This window comes from Roseiflexus sp. RS-1 (assembly GCF_000016665.1).
GTDB lineage: Bacteria > Chloroflexota > Chloroflexia > Chloroflexales > Roseiflexaceae > Roseiflexus.
This window is the reverse complement of record NC_009523.1, coordinates 4,759,434-4,776,790: the sequence shown is the minus strand read 5'-3', so window position 1 is coordinate 4,776,790 and position 17,357 is coordinate 4,759,434. Positions and strand designations below refer to the sequence as shown.

At 59.5% G+C, this 17,357-nt stretch carries 13 protein-coding genes; 6 read left to right on the top strand and 7 right to left on the bottom strand.

What is annotated here, in order from left to right; genetic code table 11:
* The first annotated feature begins 12 nt into the window (after positions 1-12).
* Positions 13-1,191, top strand: coding sequence for a sensor histidine kinase (locus ROSERS_RS19685; RefSeq protein WP_011958512.1), 1,179 nt, complete (start codon positions 13-15; stop codon positions 1,189-1,191).
* A gap of 89 nt (positions 1,192-1,280) precedes the next feature.
* A complete protein-coding gene (locus ROSERS_RS19680) occupies positions 1,281-3,674 on the top strand; it encodes a sensor domain-containing diguanylate cyclase (protein WP_011958511.1) in 2,394 nt (797 codons plus the stop codon).
* 536 nt (positions 3,675-4,210) lie between these two features.
* Here ROSERS_RS19680 and lon read toward each other — a convergent pair.
* Positions 4,211-6,562 (bottom strand): endopeptidase La, encoded by a 2,352-nt coding sequence (gene lon / locus ROSERS_RS19675; RefSeq protein ID WP_011958510.1) that lies wholly within the window; start codon positions 6,560-6,562, stop codon positions 4,211-4,213.
* Between the two features lie 358 nt (positions 6,563-6,920).
* On the opposite strand from lon, the gene ROSERS_RS19670 reads away from it, so the two are divergent.
* Positions 6,921-7,304, top strand: coding sequence for a response regulator transcription factor (locus ROSERS_RS19670; RefSeq protein ID WP_011958509.1), 384 nt, complete (start codon positions 6,921-6,923; stop codon positions 7,302-7,304).
* Positions 7,305-8,679: 1,375 nt separating this feature from the next.
* Here the strand turns inward: ROSERS_RS19670 and tpiA are convergent.
* Genes tpiA through ROSERS_RS19655 form a run of 3 tightly spaced genes read right to left on the bottom strand, consistent with a single transcriptional unit; the run spans position 8,680 to position 10,810 of the window.
* Entirely contained in the window at positions 8,680-9,444 is a 765-nt protein-coding gene (gene tpiA, locus ROSERS_RS19665; RefSeq protein ID WP_011958508.1) for a triose-phosphate isomerase, read from the bottom strand.
* A gap of 10 nt (positions 9,445-9,454) precedes the next feature.
* Positions 9,455-10,129 carry a site-2 protease family protein gene (locus ROSERS_RS19660; protein WP_011958507.1) on the bottom strand — a complete coding sequence of 225 codons (675 nt, stop codon included), beginning with the start codon at positions 10,127-10,129 and terminating at the stop codon, positions 9,455-9,457.
* 24 nt (positions 10,130-10,153) lie between these two features.
* Entirely contained in the window at positions 10,154-10,810 is a 657-nt protein-coding gene (locus ROSERS_RS19655) for a protein-L-isoaspartate(D-aspartate) O-methyltransferase (protein WP_011958506.1), read from the bottom strand.
* Positions 10,811-10,951: 141 nt separating this feature from the next.
* On the opposite strand from ROSERS_RS19655, the gene ROSERS_RS19650 reads away from it, so the two are divergent.
* A complete protein-coding gene (locus tag ROSERS_RS19650) occupies positions 10,952-11,518 on the top strand; it encodes a sigma-70 family RNA polymerase sigma factor (RefSeq protein ID WP_011958505.1) in 567 nt (188 codons plus the stop codon).
* Between the two features lie 315 nt (positions 11,519-11,833).
* Complete coding sequence (plsY, locus tag ROSERS_RS19645; protein WP_011958504.1) at positions 11,834-12,445, top strand: glycerol-3-phosphate 1-O-acyltransferase PlsY; 612 nt, start codon at positions 11,834-11,836, stop codon at positions 12,443-12,445.
* On the opposite strand, the gene ROSERS_RS19640 is transcribed toward plsY, so the two are convergent.
* The 3 genes from ROSERS_RS19640 to ROSERS_RS19630 form a co-directional block, all read right to left on the bottom strand.
* Entirely contained in the window at positions 12,442-13,599 is a 1,158-nt protein-coding gene (locus tag ROSERS_RS19640) for an NAD(P)/FAD-dependent oxidoreductase (RefSeq protein ID WP_011958503.1), read from the bottom strand. The genes plsY and ROSERS_RS19640 overlap by 4 nt on opposite strands.
* Before the next feature lie 24 nt (positions 13,600-13,623).
* Positions 13,624-15,141, bottom strand: a complete 1,518-nt coding sequence (locus tag ROSERS_RS19635; RefSeq protein ID WP_011958502.1) for a replication-associated recombination protein A — start codon at positions 15,139-15,141, stop codon at positions 13,624-13,626.
* 835 nt (positions 15,142-15,976) lie between these two features.
* Positions 15,977-16,237, bottom strand: coding sequence for a GlsB/YeaQ/YmgE family stress response membrane protein (locus tag ROSERS_RS19630; protein WP_011958501.1), 261 nt, complete (start codon positions 16,235-16,237; stop codon positions 15,977-15,979).
* A gap of 79 nt (positions 16,238-16,316) precedes the next feature.
* On the opposite strand from ROSERS_RS19630, the gene ROSERS_RS19625 reads away from it, so the two are divergent.
* Entirely contained in the window at positions 16,317-17,357 is a 1,041-nt protein-coding gene (locus tag ROSERS_RS19625; RefSeq protein WP_011958500.1) for a histone deacetylase family protein, read from the top strand.

Here is a 17,357-nt window from a genome sequence, read left to right as displayed (position 1 = left end):
GCGAGCGCTTCGATGGAATGGATCATTGCCACCCTCGTGATTGCGCTCGGACTGTCGATCGTCTGGGGATGGCGTCAGCGGCAGATTGCATTACAATCGCCGCCGCCCCCTCCACAGCATGATTCATTTTCTCCGCTTTTTCACGCCGCCGCCCATGCGTTCGATGATGGAGTTGTGCTGGTCGATGCAGATCGTCGCGTTCGCTACATTAACCGGCAGGCCGAAGAATTGTTGAACCTCAGTCATACCATCAGCATCGGGCAGGGACTGATCACGCTTGCGCGTGATTACCAGGTCGATGCTATGGTCGAAGAGGCGATTGCGTCCGCCGAACCCCGCGAAAGTATCTTTCAACCGCTTGGGCGCCAGCGAACGCTGCGCCTGCGCGCAATTCCGCTCGACGACGGCGCACGCGGCGCGTTGCTGCTGGTGCGCGATGTGACGCAACTGAGCCTGCTGGAACGCGCGCGGCGCGATCTGGTCGCCAACGTCTCTCACGAACTCCGCACACCGCTGGCGTCGATGAAACTCCTGGTCGAAACGCTGCAATCAGACCCGCCGCCGCCGGTGGCGAAACGCATGCTGGATCAGATCGCGCAGGAAGTTGATGCCATTACCCAACTTGTCGAGGAGCTGCACGAACTGGCGCAGATCGAGTCAGGGCGCGTGGCACTCCAGTTAGTACCCGCGCCGCTGGCACCGCTGGTAGCGCGCACCATTGAGCGCATCCGCCCGCAAATGGACCGAAAACATTTACAGATGACGACGGATGTCCCTGATGATCTGCCCCAGGCGCTGATCGATTGCAATCGTGTTGGTCAGGTGCTGCTCAATCTGCTTCACAACGCCTCGAAATTCACCCCCGAAGGCGGGTGCGTATCGATTGCCGCCCGAGTGATTACGGTCGGCGACGGTTCCCCCCCGCCGCCTGGACTACCACCATCGCATGCCCCAGGTCAGTGGCTGCTCCTGTCAGTCACCGATAACGGCATCGGCATTCCAGCAACCGACCTCTCGCGGATTTTCGAGCGCTTCTACAAGGTTGATCGTGCGCGAACGCGCAATGCTGGCGGCACAGGGTTAGGACTGGCAATCGCCAAACATCTGGTCGAAGGGCACGGCGGGCGCATCTGGGCGACCAGCATCGAAGGCGAGGGCAGCACGTTTTACCTGACATTGCCGGTTGCATAGCCGTGTCACTGTTTCGTGTATGATAACAGGTAGCGTGTTGTGCGCATTCCCAGGCGAATGCCGGAAAGCCAGTTGTGTGGCCGCATAATATGACGTTCCTCGCGCATGATGAACACACCGTTGCACTGCTGCAAGCCGTGATCGAGACGACCTCCGAAGCTGTGCTGGTCACCGATGGCACAGGAAAGATCCTGCTGCTGAATCAACGATTCGAGGATCTGTGGCGATTGACGCCAGGGTGGTTGGAGACGATCACCTCGCGTGACCGCATGCAGCATCTGGCAACCCTGGTCAGCGATGGAGAACAGTTTCTCGTCCGCGTCGAAGAACTGTACGCCGATCCCAATCTCGAGGTGATTGACTGGCTGACGTTACGCGACGGTCGGATCATCGAGCGCTACACCTGCGGAATGCGCCTCGATCCGCAACGCACCGTCCGGATCTGGCTGTTTCGCGACATCACCTCACGGGAGCGCGCGCAACACGAACTCAAGGTGATGAAGAGCGTCCTTGAGGCGCTCAATCGGATCATTGAACCGCAGCGTCAATTACAGGCTGGATTACGTGCGTTGGTTCGAGAAACGGGCGCGCGCGCGGCGTGGCTCTGGGGAGTGGAGGGAAGCGATTCTGCCCGCCTGCTGGCGCACGAGGGCGCACGTGAACTCCAGATCGACCTCACGCCGCGCGCCCCCGGCGATCCGTGCGAGTGTCTGCAGCGCCTGATCCATCACGAGTTCCCTTCGGCTGCCCATCCGATCACCTGCCCTCGTCTCGCGCATCTGCACGACGCAGATCAGGAACCTGCGCAGCATATCAGCATCCCGATCTATAGCCGTGATCGCCCACTGGCGATACTGAACCTGGTCATGCCTGCTGGCAGTTCGTTTGGGGTTGTTGAGCAACGCATGTTTGCCGCCATCGCCAATCAATTCAGCGTGGCGATCGAGCGCGCGCGCCTCTTCGAGTCGGTGCGTGAAGAACAGCGCACCGCCGAGGTGTTGCGGCAGGCATCGGCAACACTGAGCGCTCTGCTGGATGTCGAACAGGTGCTCGATCACGTCCTCGATCAGATCGTCGCCCTCATGCCGTGTGATGGCGCCTCGGTCATGCTGGTCGAAGGAATGCAGGCGCGTGTGGTGCGGGTGTATGGCTACGAAAAACTGAGCGATGAGACAGGACGCGCGCTCCACCAGGTGACCTTCGAGATTGCGCGTACACCAACACTGCGACGTCTGATCGAGACCGGTCAGCCCTGGATCATCCACGAAACGCTCAATAATCCAGCCTGGGTGCGTATCGAGCAGGCATTCCCGATCCGTTCATGGCTCGGCGCGCCGGTCATTGTACGCCAGCAGACCGTCGCCTTCATTTGCGTCGATAGTTTTACCCCTTATTCCTTCCGCCCTGAACACGCGCGTCGATTGGCGACGCTGGCATCGGGCGTTTCGCTTGCGCTGCAAAACGCACAGTTGTACGCCCAGGCGTACGAGGCGCTGGAACGTGAGCGTCGTCTGGGCGATCTGACGCGCACAATCAGCAGTGCGCTCGACATCGACGTCATTCTCGATAGTGTTGTGCGTTTGTCGGTTGAACTGGTCGGCGCCGATGCCGCCGCGCTGGGGTTGCTCTCCCCAGATCACCGAATCCTTGCCAGAACACACACCTTCAACATGCCAGAGGCGTTGATGACGCTCAAGCAAGGTATCGAGCCGGTATGGGAAGCAATCGAGCGGCAGCGGATCATCATCCGGCATCGTGTGGTTTATGCGCATGCCGGTGAAATCAAATCGATCCCGTCCGTTCTGGGAGCGCCGGTCGTTGCTGGCGACCGGATGCTCGGCGTGCTGGCAGTCTATCATCTGCACGACCACAGCCACTTTAGCGAACGAGACGGCGCTATGCTCGAGATCGTCGGGCGTCAGACCGGGATTGCCATCACGAACGCGCAACTTTTTACCGAAACGCAGCGCCTGGCAACCACCGATCAACTCACCGGTCTGTTCAATCGCTACCACTTCTTTGCACTTGCGCCGCGCGAGTTGGAACGGGCGCGGCGCTACCGGCACGATGTCGCGCTGCTGATCATCGATGTCGATCATTTCAAAACCATCAACGACACCTACGGGCATGTCGCTGGCGATACGGTGTTGCAGCACATCGCCGATCACATGCGGCGTGAACTGCGTGACGCCGACATTCTGGCGCGCTTCGGCGGCGAGGAATTCATCGCACTTCTGCCCGAAACGAACCTGACCGGTGCGTTGCGGGTCGCCGGGAGGTTACGCGCAACAATCGAAGCCAACCCTGTGCCTTTGAACGGGCAATCCATTCGTGCGACCATCAGCGTCGGATGCGCTTCGCTCCATCCTGCCACCAGAGATGAACATCTGGATACGCTAATCCAGCGCGCCGATCGCGCACTCTACACCGCCAAAGCGGGTGGTCGGAATCAGGTGGCGTCAGATGCGTCATATGGAGATTGAGAAATAAATCCGGTATACCGCGCTAGCCGTGGGGCTGATGGAGATTGAAAATTAAATCCGCTATACTGCGCTAGCCGTGGGGCTGAAGCCCTCGGCTAGCCAAGGCGAAGCCCGCCTGCGCGGGCTATACCGGATTATTTCTTCAAAGACCATAAGCCCTCGGCTATGCAAGGCGAAGCCCGCCTGCGCGGGCTCTACCAGAATAATTATTCAAAGACCATGTAACGCCGGAATGAAGTGACATAGGGAATAATCGAGCCACATGCATGCCGGGTGCATGGGCGTTATACGCGCACGCTACGAGCGTTCCCGCCGGTGTATAGCAGTTCTCACAAAGGTTGGACCTGTATTGATATGCGTCGCTACGCTACGCTACGCCAGAAACAGCGAAGCCATCTCCCTTCCAGGGGATGGCTTCGCTTCTCAGAACGATCCTGGCGCATGATGCAGGGGAAGGCGCCTGCCGTATCTGCTCTGAACGTGCCCGTATACCGTGCGAATGACTGCCAGCGCAACCGGCAGGCGCAACCGTGGCGCTAGTGCGCGAGTGCAATCTTCAGCACCTCGTCCATCGACGAAACCGGGATCAACTGCAACTCCTCGCGCACCTTCTTCGGCAACTCGGCGATATCCTTGGCATTATCCTTCGGCAGAATGAAGGTGCGAATACCGGCGCGATGCGCCGCCAGCGTCTTTTCCTTCAAGCCGCCAATAGGCAACACCTTGCCGCGCAGCGTAATTTCACCGGTCATCGCCACATCCCGCCGAACCGGTTTACCGGTCATCGCCGAGATCAGGGCGGTCGTCAAGGTGATCCCGGCGGACGGACCATCCTTCGGCACCGCTCCTTCCGGCACGTGAATATGGATGTTATGCTCGTCGAAGTAACTTGGATCGATGCCAAACTGCTCAGCGCGGAAACGCGCATAACTCATCGCAGCCTGAGCGCTCTCCTTCATCACCTCGCCGAGTTGTCCGGTCAACTGGAGACCGCCTTTGCCCCGCACCGGCAGCACCTCAATCGAGAGCACATCCCCACCAGTCGGCGACCAGGTCACGCCAGTCGCCACGCCCACCTCGTCCTTTTCCTCCGCCAGACCGAAAGTGTACCGTTCAGGACCGAGGTAGTTCGGGATGTCGGGCGCATCAATGACAATCGGGAACTCAATCGGCTCGCCATCGCTGGCTGCCGCCACTTTACGCGCCGTCTTACGGCACAGGCTGGCGATTTCGCGCTCCAGGTTGCGCACACCGGCTTCGCGCGTGTACTCGCGCACCAGTTTGATAATCGCATCGTCGGTGATTATCAACTGATCCGGCGTCAACCCGTGGAACTCACGCTGCTTGCGCACCAGGAACCCCTGCGCAATACCCAGTTTCTCGTCCTCCGTATACCCGCCAATCTCAATAATCTCCATACGGTCGCGCAACGGACTGGGGATCGTATCGAGTTGGTTGGCGGTTGCGATAAACACCACCTGCGAGAGATCGAACGGAATCTCCAGGTAGTGATCGGAGAACGCATTATTCTGCTCAGGATCGAGCACCTCCAGCAGCGCCGAGGTCGGATCGCCGCGGAAATCCTGCCCGACCTTATCGATCTCATCGAGCACATATACCGGGTAGCGCGACTTTGCCGTCTTCATCCCCTGAATAATTCGACCCGGCAACGCCCCAATATAGGTGCGGCGGTGACCGCGGATCTCAGCCTCGTCACGAATGCCGCCCAGGCTGGTGCGTACAAACTTGCGTCCCAGGGCGCGCGCAATCGAGCGACCGAGCGATGTCTTCCCGACGCCAGGCGGACCGACGAAGCACAGGATGGGGGAACGCATCCGATTCCCGGCAAGTTTGCGCACTGCCAGGTACTCCAGGATGCGCTCCTTCACCTTCTCAAGCCCGTAGTGATCCTCATCGAGCACCTTTTGCGCTTCGTGGAGGCTGATCTCAGGCAACTCCTCCTCCGCCCAGGGCAGGTTCAGGATCCAGTCGAGGTACGTGCGGATGACCCCTGCCTCCGGGCTATTCATCCCCTGCTGCGCCAGGCGCTTCAATTCGTGCATCGCCTGTTCTTTGACATAGTCCGGCGCGTCGAGTTGCGCAATCTTGCGCTTCAACTCATCGATGGGATCATCGATATCGTCGTCTTCGCCTAACTCGCGGCGAATCACGCGCATCTGCTCACGCAAGAAGTACTCGCGCTGACTCTGATCCAGCACCTCTTTAGTATCCTGCTGGATCTTCTGGCGCAGCTTCAGCAACTCGAGCTGGCGCGCCAGCAGGCGATGCGCACGCCGCAACCGCTCAACCGGGTCGAGTTCGTTCAAAATATCCAGGCGCTCTTCAAACTCAAATGCCGGCGCCCACGTCACAATATCCGCCAAATGCCCCGGCCTGTCGATGCGATGGACGAACGCAACAGCGTCCTGCGGCACTTCACCCAGATGATCGACAAACTCATCGATCTGCTGTTTGACCGAGTCCATCAAGGCTTCGATCTCGATTCCCTTTGGCTCCGGGTCGCTGATCGCATGGCAGCGTACCCGATAGAACGGCTCACTCTGCAACAACGTCTGCACCAGCGCGCGGCTGATGCCTTCCAGAATAATGCGCGCCGTACCGTCGGGCAACCTCACAAACTCTTCCAGACGCGCGATCACGCCGACCGGCGGCAACTGCTGCGGCTGGCTGCTCTTGTAGGTCTCGATCTCGCTTTCAGATACAAAAATCAATAAGACGAGATGGTCGCGATCCCATGCATGCTCCATCGCACGGTACGACTTTCCCTGCCCCACCTGCAGCGGCACCGTCATGTGCGGCATGATCACCATCTCTCCCAGAATGACCAGCGGGAGGTCATAATCGGAGGTCTCAATCGTTTTTCCCATAGGTCTTTCCTCAATCTGTCCGCAAATGTTATTCTGCGGGACTGACGCACTTCTGCGCCGCTCAAGATATGTTATGTGCGCTTCAAGGCGCACGCTCGACTATTTCTCGTTTGCATTCATGGTACCACAAATCCTACCACATGGTATATGAACGGTGACTGAGAGTCAGACGGACGAACCCTGGAGGCTTATCCATAGTATACAACGAATGAATCCCTTCGAAGTTGCGCCTGCACTGTCTTCTGTTACAGATACGCCAACATTTCGATCACATCTTGCATGCCACGATTCGCCATTCAGCGGGTATGATCGTCTCACGGAAAGGCGGCGCCGCCGCCCCAGCGATAAGCAGGCATGCATGATGGCGCAACACACCATTCTCATCGTCGATGATGAAGCCAATCAGCGACTCATGCTCACACAGGCGCTGCGAACGAACGATGAGCGTGAGATTGCTACTGCTGCTTCAGTATCAGAAGCAGTCGAGTGGCTCGATACACACAACGCCGATCTGATCATCACCGATTACAACATGCCGTCGGCAAACGGACTGGCGCTGATTGCGCATGTGCGTCAACGGGCTCTGCCCGCACGCATTATTTTGATTACGGCATATTATTCGCCGGAGTTACAGGAAGCAGCGCAGAACCTGGGGGTCGATCATTTTCTGACCAAGCCTGTTCCGCTGTCGCTGTTGCGTCGCCTGGCGAACGACCTGGGCAATCCCTCCGCCAGTTCATAATCTTCTCCGCATCGCTCGATAATCGTGTGAAACCGGCGCCAGGATTGCGCGGAGAACAGAAGGCTACAGCGCTGCCGGTCGATAGGCGCTGCAGCAGTGTGTCATTGAAATGGCATTGCACGAGAGGCGAGAGGTGAGAGGTGAGAGGCGAGAGGCGAGAGGGTCATCGTTGGAGTTCGCGCTACGCGCAGGCGGGCTTCGCATTCCATAGCCGATAGCTGATAGCCGATAGCCAATAACCGATAAGAGAGCTTGCCGTGGGGCTGAGGAATAGCCGATAGACAATAACCCATAGGAGAACGCCTCCGGCGGGCTGATGGTCTTCGAACAAATAATCCGCTCTCGCCCGCGCAGGCGGGCGTCGCCTCGCATAGCCGAGGGTGTATGGTCTTTGAATACATAATCCGCTCTCGCCCGCGCAGGCGAGCGTCGCCTCGCATAGCCGAGGGTGTATGGTCTTTGAATACATAATCCGCCATAGCCTGCGCAGGCGAGCGTCGCCTCGCATAGCCGAGGGTGTATGGTCTTTGAATACATAATCCGCCATAGCCTGCGCAGGCGGGCGTCGCCTCGCATAGCCGAGGGTGTATGGTCTTTGAATACATAATCCGCCATAGCCCGCGCAGGCGGGCGTCGCCTCGCATAGCCGAGGGTGTATGGTCTTTGAATACATAATCCGCCATAGCCCGCGCAGGCGGGCTTTGCCCTGGTTAGCCGAGGGCTTTAGCCCGACGGCTAGCGCAGTATAGCGGATTTAATTTTCAATCTCCATCAGCCCCACGGCTAGCGCGGCATAGCGGAATAAATTCTCAATCTCCATCAGCCCCACGGCAAGGGCGCATACCGGATTATATTCTCAATCTCCGTTAGCCCGCACGAGCAGAGTCGCGCCCGACGACGGATGATGGCGGATGGCTTCTCTCCGACCGCCACGCACGGCGGTCGCCGCATTGAGAGGGAGAGCGTGACTGCGCTTGTCTGAGGAGGTTCAACCTCTATGAGAACCGCTATAATGCTCAATCTCCATCAGCCCCACGGCAAGGGCGAATACCGGTTTATACTCCTGACCTTTATATGTTTCAGGCTTCAGGACGCCCAAACTCCCCCTTCTCCCCTTGTGGGAAAAGGGGGTTGCTCACAGGGGTAGATGTTTTGGCAAGCCCCTGCGTGCCATCTCCCGTTTCAGCCATCAGAACACCCCATCTCTTCCTTCTCCCCTTGTGGGAAAAGGGGGTTGGGGGGATGAGGGGTAAAAGCGCACGAGAACACAAAACACTCAGCACGCTCTTCGCGCTGGTGTCATTTCAGTTCTTGGGGATGAGGGCACAAGCGCACGGGAACTCAGAATACTGTTGATTTCACCCTTGCACGGGTCTCATCCCTGGATCGGGAGAAAATGGACGATGCGCAGGAAACTGTCGGCTTTGAGGGAAGCGCCGCCAACCAGTGCTCCATCGATATCGGGTTGCGCCATCAGGTCATCGATATTGTCGGGCTTGACACTGCCGCCGTACAGGATGTTGATCGCATCCGCCACATCGGACCCTGCCAGTTCGCCAAGCGTCTGCCGGATCGTCACATGCATCGCCTGTGCATCGGCAGGAGTGGCAGTATCGCCGGTGCCGATCGCCCAGACCGGCTCATAGGCAATGACAATTCGAGCGATCTGATCCGGTGTCATACCGGCAAGCGCCGCGCGCACCTGCGCCACAACGATTGTCTCGGCTTCACCGGCGTCACGCTGCGGTTTGGTCTCGCCGACACACAGGATGGGCGTGAGATCATGCGCCAGCGCGGCGCGGACCTTCTTTCCGATCAGTTCGTCACCTTCGCCAAAAATGGCGCGTCGTTCACTGTGACCGACAATCACATACGTGCATCCAAGATCGCGCAGCATCACCGGTGAAATCGCGCCGGTAAAGGCGCCCTGCGGCTCGATGTAGACATCCTGCGCCCCCAGAGCAATCGGCGTGCCCTGCACCAGATCACGCACCGTGTGCAGCGCAGTGAACGGCGGGCAAACCAGGACCTTTCGGTCGCTGACATCACCAAGCCCGTGCAACAATCCCTCGACCAGTTCGCGTGCCTCACCGGTTGTTTTGTACATCTTCCAGTTGCCTGCAAGGAGTGGCGTGCGCATGGAACCTCCTCTAGCTGCCGAGCAGCCTCAAAACAAAGAGCCAGATAGTGAGCAGATTACCGGGGAGCACAAATGCCAGCAGAATACCGATGCCGACAGTCACGCCAAAAACGACTGGACTCCACGCCAGTACTTTTGCGCCGTCAAATGGACCGGCGGGGATCATGTTGAACAGCCCCAACCAGGCGTTGAGCGCAACACCGGTGTAGAACAGTCCAACAATCCAGTTGTCGCGCAAACCGACGAGGAACACGAACGGCGCTGCAATCAGGAAGATCACCGCAAGCGCCATGTTGGTCGCTGGTCCGGCGAGTGCGATCAGCCCGCTCTGGCGCGGCGTCAGGTAGCCGCGATGCCAGACGGCGCCAGGCGCGGCGAAGAACAAACCAAGCGGCAGAAATGCAACCACAATAGAGATCGCCAGCATCTGCACATTGGCGACGAAATGCGCCTGCGCGCCAAATCGCCGCGCCACGATACGGTGCGCCAGTTCGTGCAGCACAAACCCCAGACCGCACACCACCGCAGCAATGAACAGGTTGACCAGAAACCGACTGCTCGCCAGATTGGCGGCGCCGGTTTGAAAGACCGCAAAGGCGACGGTTGTGCCGCCCCATGCCTTGAGCAACTCGATTGTATCGTTGCTGCGCCCCGCAAAAATACCTTCATCGGGCGTCGAAAACATACAGACTCCATCTCGCACAACAGGTCAACGTTCAGGGTACCGCTCCGCCGTCCAGGCGTGCCCGCCAATCAACGGCACAAAGCGCACATCGCAGAGTCGTTCGGTGCGCAATGTATCGCCTTCGCGCCGCAAGCGCAGCAGGATCTGCGCCTGACGCCCGCCGACCGGGATCACCAGGCGACCTGATGATGCCAGTTGCTCACGGAGTGGCGCTGGCACCCAGGGTGAGGCCGCCGATACCAGAATCGCATCGAACGGTGCATAATCCGGCAACCCCTGCGTCCCATCACCAATGTGGACGGTGATATTGGTATACCCCAGCGCCTGGATCAGTGCAACTGCACGCTCCGCCAGCGCCTCACGACATTCGACAGTATGAACCTTTGCGACAATCCGGCTCAATACTGCCGCCGCATAACCGGAACCGGCGCCGACTTCCAGAACGCGATCGGTCGGAGCAAGCTGGAGCGCCTCGACCATCAGCGCCACCATGTAGGGCTGAGATATTGTCTGCCCTTCTCCTATCGGCAGCGCCTGATCGCTGTAGGCAAACGATCGCTCGTTCTCCGGCACAAACGCATGACGCGGCACCTGCGCCATTGCATCCAGAACTCGCCGGTCGCGAATGCCGCGTTGCACCAGGAGATCGATCATGGCACGGCGCTCGTTGGCAAAATCCATGATTGCCGCTCCTTTCCGCCCTTATTATACCCGTTTTCACACGGTCGGGCACACTGGTTATGCCATGGTAGCAGGCGCCTGATACACTGCATCCGGGTTGATTGACGGCGCGGTCACGCGCGATGCACAGGAAGCACGACCATGCACGCTTCTCCCGATCCCAATCCGGCATCCTCCGACCGTGAACTGATTGAACGCGCCCGCAATGGCGATCATGCGGCATTCGCGCAGATCTATGATCGCTATGCAAAGCCGCTGTACCGTTACATCTACTTTCGGGTCGGCGACGCCGATCTTGCCGAAGATTTGCGGTCCGAAGTGTTTCTGCGCGCCCTGGAAAGCCTTGATCGCTATGAAGATCGCGGATGGCCCTTCTCTGCCTGGCTCTACCGGATTGCACGCGACCGGACAATCGATATGCTGCGCCGTCGCCGCTTCCGACAGACCGTGCCGCTGGAGAGTTGGAGCGGCGCCTGTGAAGGTCCTGATCGCGAAGTCGCAGCGCGCCTCGATTGCGAAGAATTGCGTCGCCATTTGTGCAATCTTACCGACGATCAACGGCAGGTGATCTATCTGCGGTTTATGGCTGACCTCTCGGTGCAGGAAGTGGCGCTGCGGCTTGGGCGTTCTGAAGGCGCAGTGAAAGCGCTGCAACATCGCGGATTGCAGTCGCTGGCGCGGCGTCTTGCCGTCTGTGAGTGCGTATAACACGCTGCTCTGGCGAATCAGAGGGCGTGATGCTGCACTGGTAACTGTTCACGCATGGGGTAATACACGCGCCTGAGAGCAAGGGCGTTCCACCCTCGTCGCGTCTACGAGGGCGAGATACCCTCGCTCCCAGGAGACATGTGAACACGTACTCCACCGCGTGTTTCACCGAGAGTCGTTTCTCCATCCAGATACTTCCTCTCTGATCCATATCCGGCGTTTCCTGCACCGGAGTGCTGGACGAGCAATCTGCGCTTTCCGGGCGGGTTCACCTGTGGTACGATGGTCGGCACAGTCATTGTTGACGGAGGACCAATGATGCCGACGATCGCGTCTATCGCCCTTGTGCTTCTCGCCTATCTGTCCGGTTCGATCCCCTTCAGTCTGCTGGTTGCGCGCGCCTGGGGCGTCGATCTGCGCGTGTCCGGCAGCGGCAATGTCGGCGCTGCGAATGTCTGGCGCACCTGCGGATTCAGCGCATTTGCACTTGCCATGGGCGGCGACATGCTGAAAGGCGCTCTGCCAACCATTGCTGCACAGGCGCTCGGTCTTTCACCGCTTGCGGTGGTGATCGTCGGCACGGCGGCAATGCTGGGTCACACGCGCTCGATCTTTCTGGGTTTTCGCGGAGGTAAAGCGGTGGCAACTGGCGGTGGCGTGGTGCTGACACTGGCGCCACTCGTGGCGCTGCCCGGTCTGGCAGCGTGGGCGGTAACGTTTGGCATCACGCGCATTTCGGCGGTCGCGTCGCTGACGGCAGCTGCAGTGTGCGGCATTGCTGCTGCCGTGCTGCTGGCGCTGGGCATGCTACCGCCTGCATATGCCATCTTTGTGTGGGGAGCGGTTGCTGCAATCGTGTTTCTGCATCGCTCGAATATTCATCGCCTGCGCACCGGAACCGAGAATCGCTTCGAGAAACTGTTCTAGATGACATTCAATTCGCGCTTGAGGACGCCGCGAAAACGGTTGATGCGCAACGGATCGATATCAATCGTATGGGCGCGACCATCGAGGATCTCTTCGGCGATAAGCAAACCGGTGGCCGGTGCGTGCATAACGCCATGACCGCTAAACCCGCTGGCATCAACATACCCTTCCAGTTCAGGATGCCGTCCCAGGATGGGCATGTGGTCCGGCGTAATCTCATACGCACCTGCCCAGCAGAGCTTTTCCGCCAGACCGGCGCGCTCCAGGATCGGGAAGCGTCGCAACCCCGCTTCGAGAACAACATCGAGCCACTCCCAATCGACCGCCAGGTTGTACCCCGGCGGTTCGGCATAGTTCGATTTGCCAAACAACACATTCTCGTGCTCCTTGCGCATATAGAACCCCGTGCCTACATCGACGGTCAGCGGAATAGGACCGGGGATCAGCGGGAATGGTTCTGTGACATAGACGCAGCGGCGGTATGGACGCACCGGAATCTCCAGTCCGGCAAGCATGCCGACCTCGCCAGCCCAGGGACCGGCGGCGTTGACCACAACCGGGCAGTTGATCACCCCAACCGGCGTCTCGACGCCTGCCACATGATCCCCGACGACCCGGATGCCAACGACGGGCGTGGCGCGCTCCAGGCGGACACCCAGGTCACGCGCGCGGTTCAGATACCCGATGGCGATGCCGTGTGGATCGCAAAACCCATCGTCGGGACCGAACGTGGCGCCGATCAGGTCATCGATGCGCATACCGGGAATGAACTGCGCGGCGTCTTCAGGCGCGAGAAGTTCGACGCGCACGCCGAGACTGCGCTGCAAGGCAACATTTGCGCGATAGGTTTCCCAGTCAGCCTGATTGTCGATCAGGAAAAGATAGCCGCTCTGTTGCAACCCGGCATGGCCGCCGACCTCTTCGTGAAAACGTTTCAGGCGCTCGATGCTGTAGAGCGAGAGACGAATGTTGACTTCGGTGGAGAACTGATGGCGCACCCCTGCTACCGACCGGGCAGTCGAGCCGCTGATCTCGGTCTCTTCTTTCTCCAGTATCACGACATTGGTGCACCCACGCACTGCCAGGTGGTACGCGATCGAAGCGCCGATGATCCCGGCGCCGATAATCACAACATCAGCGGTTTGCGGTAGCATATGTGTGTCTCGCTGTCTCAGATATTATTTTGATCGACGACGTGACGGCGGACGGGCGACCTGAGATATTTCGGCGGCATCGTCTGCCGGAATCTGCGGTTCTTCGCCGGCAAGCGCCTGTGGATCAATTGCCGGGGATGCGTTGCCCTGCGGCGTATCTGTACTGCTGCGCGCACTTCCCATGACCCTCGACGCGCGCGGATCGGATGAACGGGTATCACGCCAGGCGAGACGCTCGCGCACCGTTGCTTCGAAGCCACGCCCGGTTGGCTCATAGTAGCGCCTTCCTTGCAGATTGGGCGGGAAGTGTTCCTGATCCACCCGCGCATCGTCGTCATCGTGCGCATACTGATAGCCGCGCCCATACCCAAGCCCTTTCATCAATGGCGTGGGCGCATTGCGCAGATGGAGCGGCACCGGCTCATTGCGCGTTTCTGCCACGTCCTTCAGTGCTGCTGCGTATGCGGTATAGACCGCATTGCTCTTCGGCGCCTGCGCCAGATACACAACCGCCTGCGCCAGCGCCAGATCGCCTTCGGGTTGACCCAGAAAATGAACCGCCTGCTGCGCCGCAATTGTCAACGGCAGGGCCTGCGGGTCGGCCAGTCCAATATCTTCGATTGCCATGCGCACCACTCGTCGCGCAATATAGAGCGGATCCTCACCGCCGTCGAGCATGCGACCAAGCCAGTAGAGCGCTGCATCGGGATCACTGTCACGGACGCTCTTATGAAGCGCGGAGATCGCATCATAGTGCAGTTCGCCATTCTTATCATACCGCACTGCGCGACTCTGGAGCGCGTCACGAATATCCTCGACGGTGATCAGACGTTTCCCGCCGACGCCGGGCGGCTTGGCAAGCGCTGCGGCTTCCAGTGCGTTAAGCGCCGTGCGCGCGTCGCCATTCGACATATTGATCAGATAGCCGCGTGCATCGGCGGCGAGCAGCACGTTGAGCTCGCCAAGCCCACGTTCTGTGTCGCTCAACGCCCGATCAACAATGACGCCGATCTGATCGTCGGTCAGCGCTTCGAGAACAAATACCCGCGCACGCGAGCGCAATGCCGGGTTCACCTCAAACGACGGGTTTTCGGTCGTCGCGCCGATCAGGATGATTGTTCCATCTTCGACATACGGCAGAATCGCGTCCTGTTGGGCTTTGTTGAATCGATGAATCTCATCGATAAACACAATCGTGCGCTGCTGGAACATGCCGAGACGATCCTGCGCCTCCTTCACCACCCGCCGCAGGTCGGCAACCCCGGCGGAGACGGCGGAGAGTTGCTCAAAGTGAGCATTGGTTGTGTCGGCGATAATCCGCGCCAGTGTCGTCTTGCCGGAGCCGGGCGGTCCCCAGAGGATGATCGAAAAGAGCGCATCGTTGCTGATAGCGCGTCGCAGGACCTTCCCCTCGCCGATAATATGATCCTGCCCGACAAATTCATCGAGGGTGCGCGGACGCATGCGCGCGGCGAGCGGCGCCTGTCGGTTCAACGCCTCTTCGCGCTGCGTGTCGAACAGAGTTTTCTGGTTCCTGGGCATCGAGAACAGTGTGGGTGTTGTCCATTCGGTTTGCGTGCATGATACCAGAAAATTGACGGTCGGATGAGCCGTGCCTCCAGTACGCTGGCAGAGTATAGTCATTCTAAATATGTTTGCGCCATCTCTCTCACTCTGATCCCGTGCCCAGGGTCGGGGCACGGCATGCCGTGCCCCGACCTCGATGGCTCCGTTGCGGCGCGGCTCCCCGTGCTCCGACCTCGATGGCTCCGCTGCGGCGCGGCATGCCGTGCCCCGACGTTTCCGCTGCGGCACGGCATGCCGTGCCCCGACCTCTCCGCTGCGGCGCGGCATGCCGCGCCCCGACGTCTCCGCTGCGGCAGCGCGATCATTGCCCGGGGTCGGGGCGTAGCATGCCGTGCCCCGACGTTTCCACTGCGGCAGCGCGATCATTGCCCGGGGTCGGGGCGTAGCATGCCGTGCCCCGACGTTTCCGCTGCGGCACGGCAACGGGTTTTATGCGTTCGTCGAAATGCCTATATCTATGTGCTGTGGCGCTCTTCGCCGAACAGAAAATCGGCGGGCAGGTCATCCTTTCCTCTGGTACTTCGACGCCAAAAGGGGCATATGCAAATGGGATGTTGGTGCTATTGCAGCGACCCTCGCCATCGCGTATGCTTAGAAGCAGAAAAGGTGCTGTCCAGAGGAAACATACCGGCTCCCTTCCCTGGTACTCTTCCCGTTTACTTCCTCTGGTTCCTCCAAATCCCTCTCGCTTCCTCTGGTGTGCGAGCCGGGGCGCTGGACAGAAACCTGGGTCTAAAGACGGAGGCAGGCGATACACCGCCTGCCTCCGGTTCTTTAATCCAACTCGTTGTCAACGCCGTTGCTTGCGCGTGCGCCCGGTAATTGCTAAAAGCACAATTGCGCCAAGTACTGCCACACCAAAACTGCGCACATCCCATCCAAAATTCGTCCCGCCGAAGCCCAGCAGATCCATGATCAAGCCGCCAACAAACGCCCCCAGAATGCCGATGATGATGTTCATCAGGCATCCCTGCCGTTCCTCAACGCCAACCAGCAGACTTGCCACCCAACCCGCCAGTGCGCCGAATATGATCCATGAAATCGGTCCCATCGCCTCGCTTCCTTTCCGATCTGAAACAGGGCACGCTTCGTCCGTATGGTATGCTATACTTCGCTGCCAGGAAATGCGTATGATCGTTATTGCTTCCGACACCCACCTGCAGCACAATCCGCCGCACGAGTTTCTCGATGGCGCGCTGGTTCCGATCTTCGAGACACCCGCACGCGTTGCGATTATTCGCGCTGCGCTCGAACGTGCCGCCATCGGACCGATCGTTGCACCGCGATCGTTCGGGATCGAACCGGTGCGCGCCGTTCACGACGACGGATATCTGACCTATCTTGAGACGATCTACGACCGCTGGGTTGTTGCAGGCGGCGCGCCTGAGGCCGTCATTCCCGGCACACTGGCGGTGCGCTGGATGACCCGACCGCATACTCATCCGCTTGCTGCTCCGGGGTATTATACGTTCGATACATGCGCGCCAATCGTGGCGGGCACCTATGCAGCAGCACGCGCTGCGGCGGATATCGCGCTCACCGGCGCCGATCGATTGCTGGCAGGAGAACGTTGCGTGTATGCGCTCTGCCGCCCACCGGGGCACCATGCCGGACGCGATCTCTGCGGCGGGTACTGTTTTCTGAACAATGCCGCAATTGCTGCCGAATATCTCATCCGCAACGCCGCAGGCGCAACCTGTGCGATCCTCGATATCGATGTTCACCACGGCAATGGCACCCAGCAGATCTTTTACGAACGCAACGATGTGCTGTTCGTGTCGATCCATGCGTCGCCGGATTACCAGTACCCCTTTTTCCTGGGCTATGCTGACGAGCGCGGTGCAGGCGCTGGAGAGGGGTATAATCTGAACCTGCCACTGGCGGCTGGCGTGGGTAACCGCGAGTATCTGTTGGCGCTCGACCAGGCGTTGCGCGCGATTGCGGATTTTGCACCACGTTTCCTGGTGCTCTCGGCAGGGTTCGATACCTTTGCAGGCGATCCGGTCGCCGGGCACGGCGGCGGCTTTGCGCTCAGTATGGCAGTGTATCCGCAGATCGGGCGCCACATCGCTGCGCTCAACCTGCCGACGCTGGTCGTTCAGGAGGGAGGGTACGCTATTGAAGCGCTCGGCGACAACGTCGTCGGGCTGTTGCAGGGTCTTGAGGAGTGA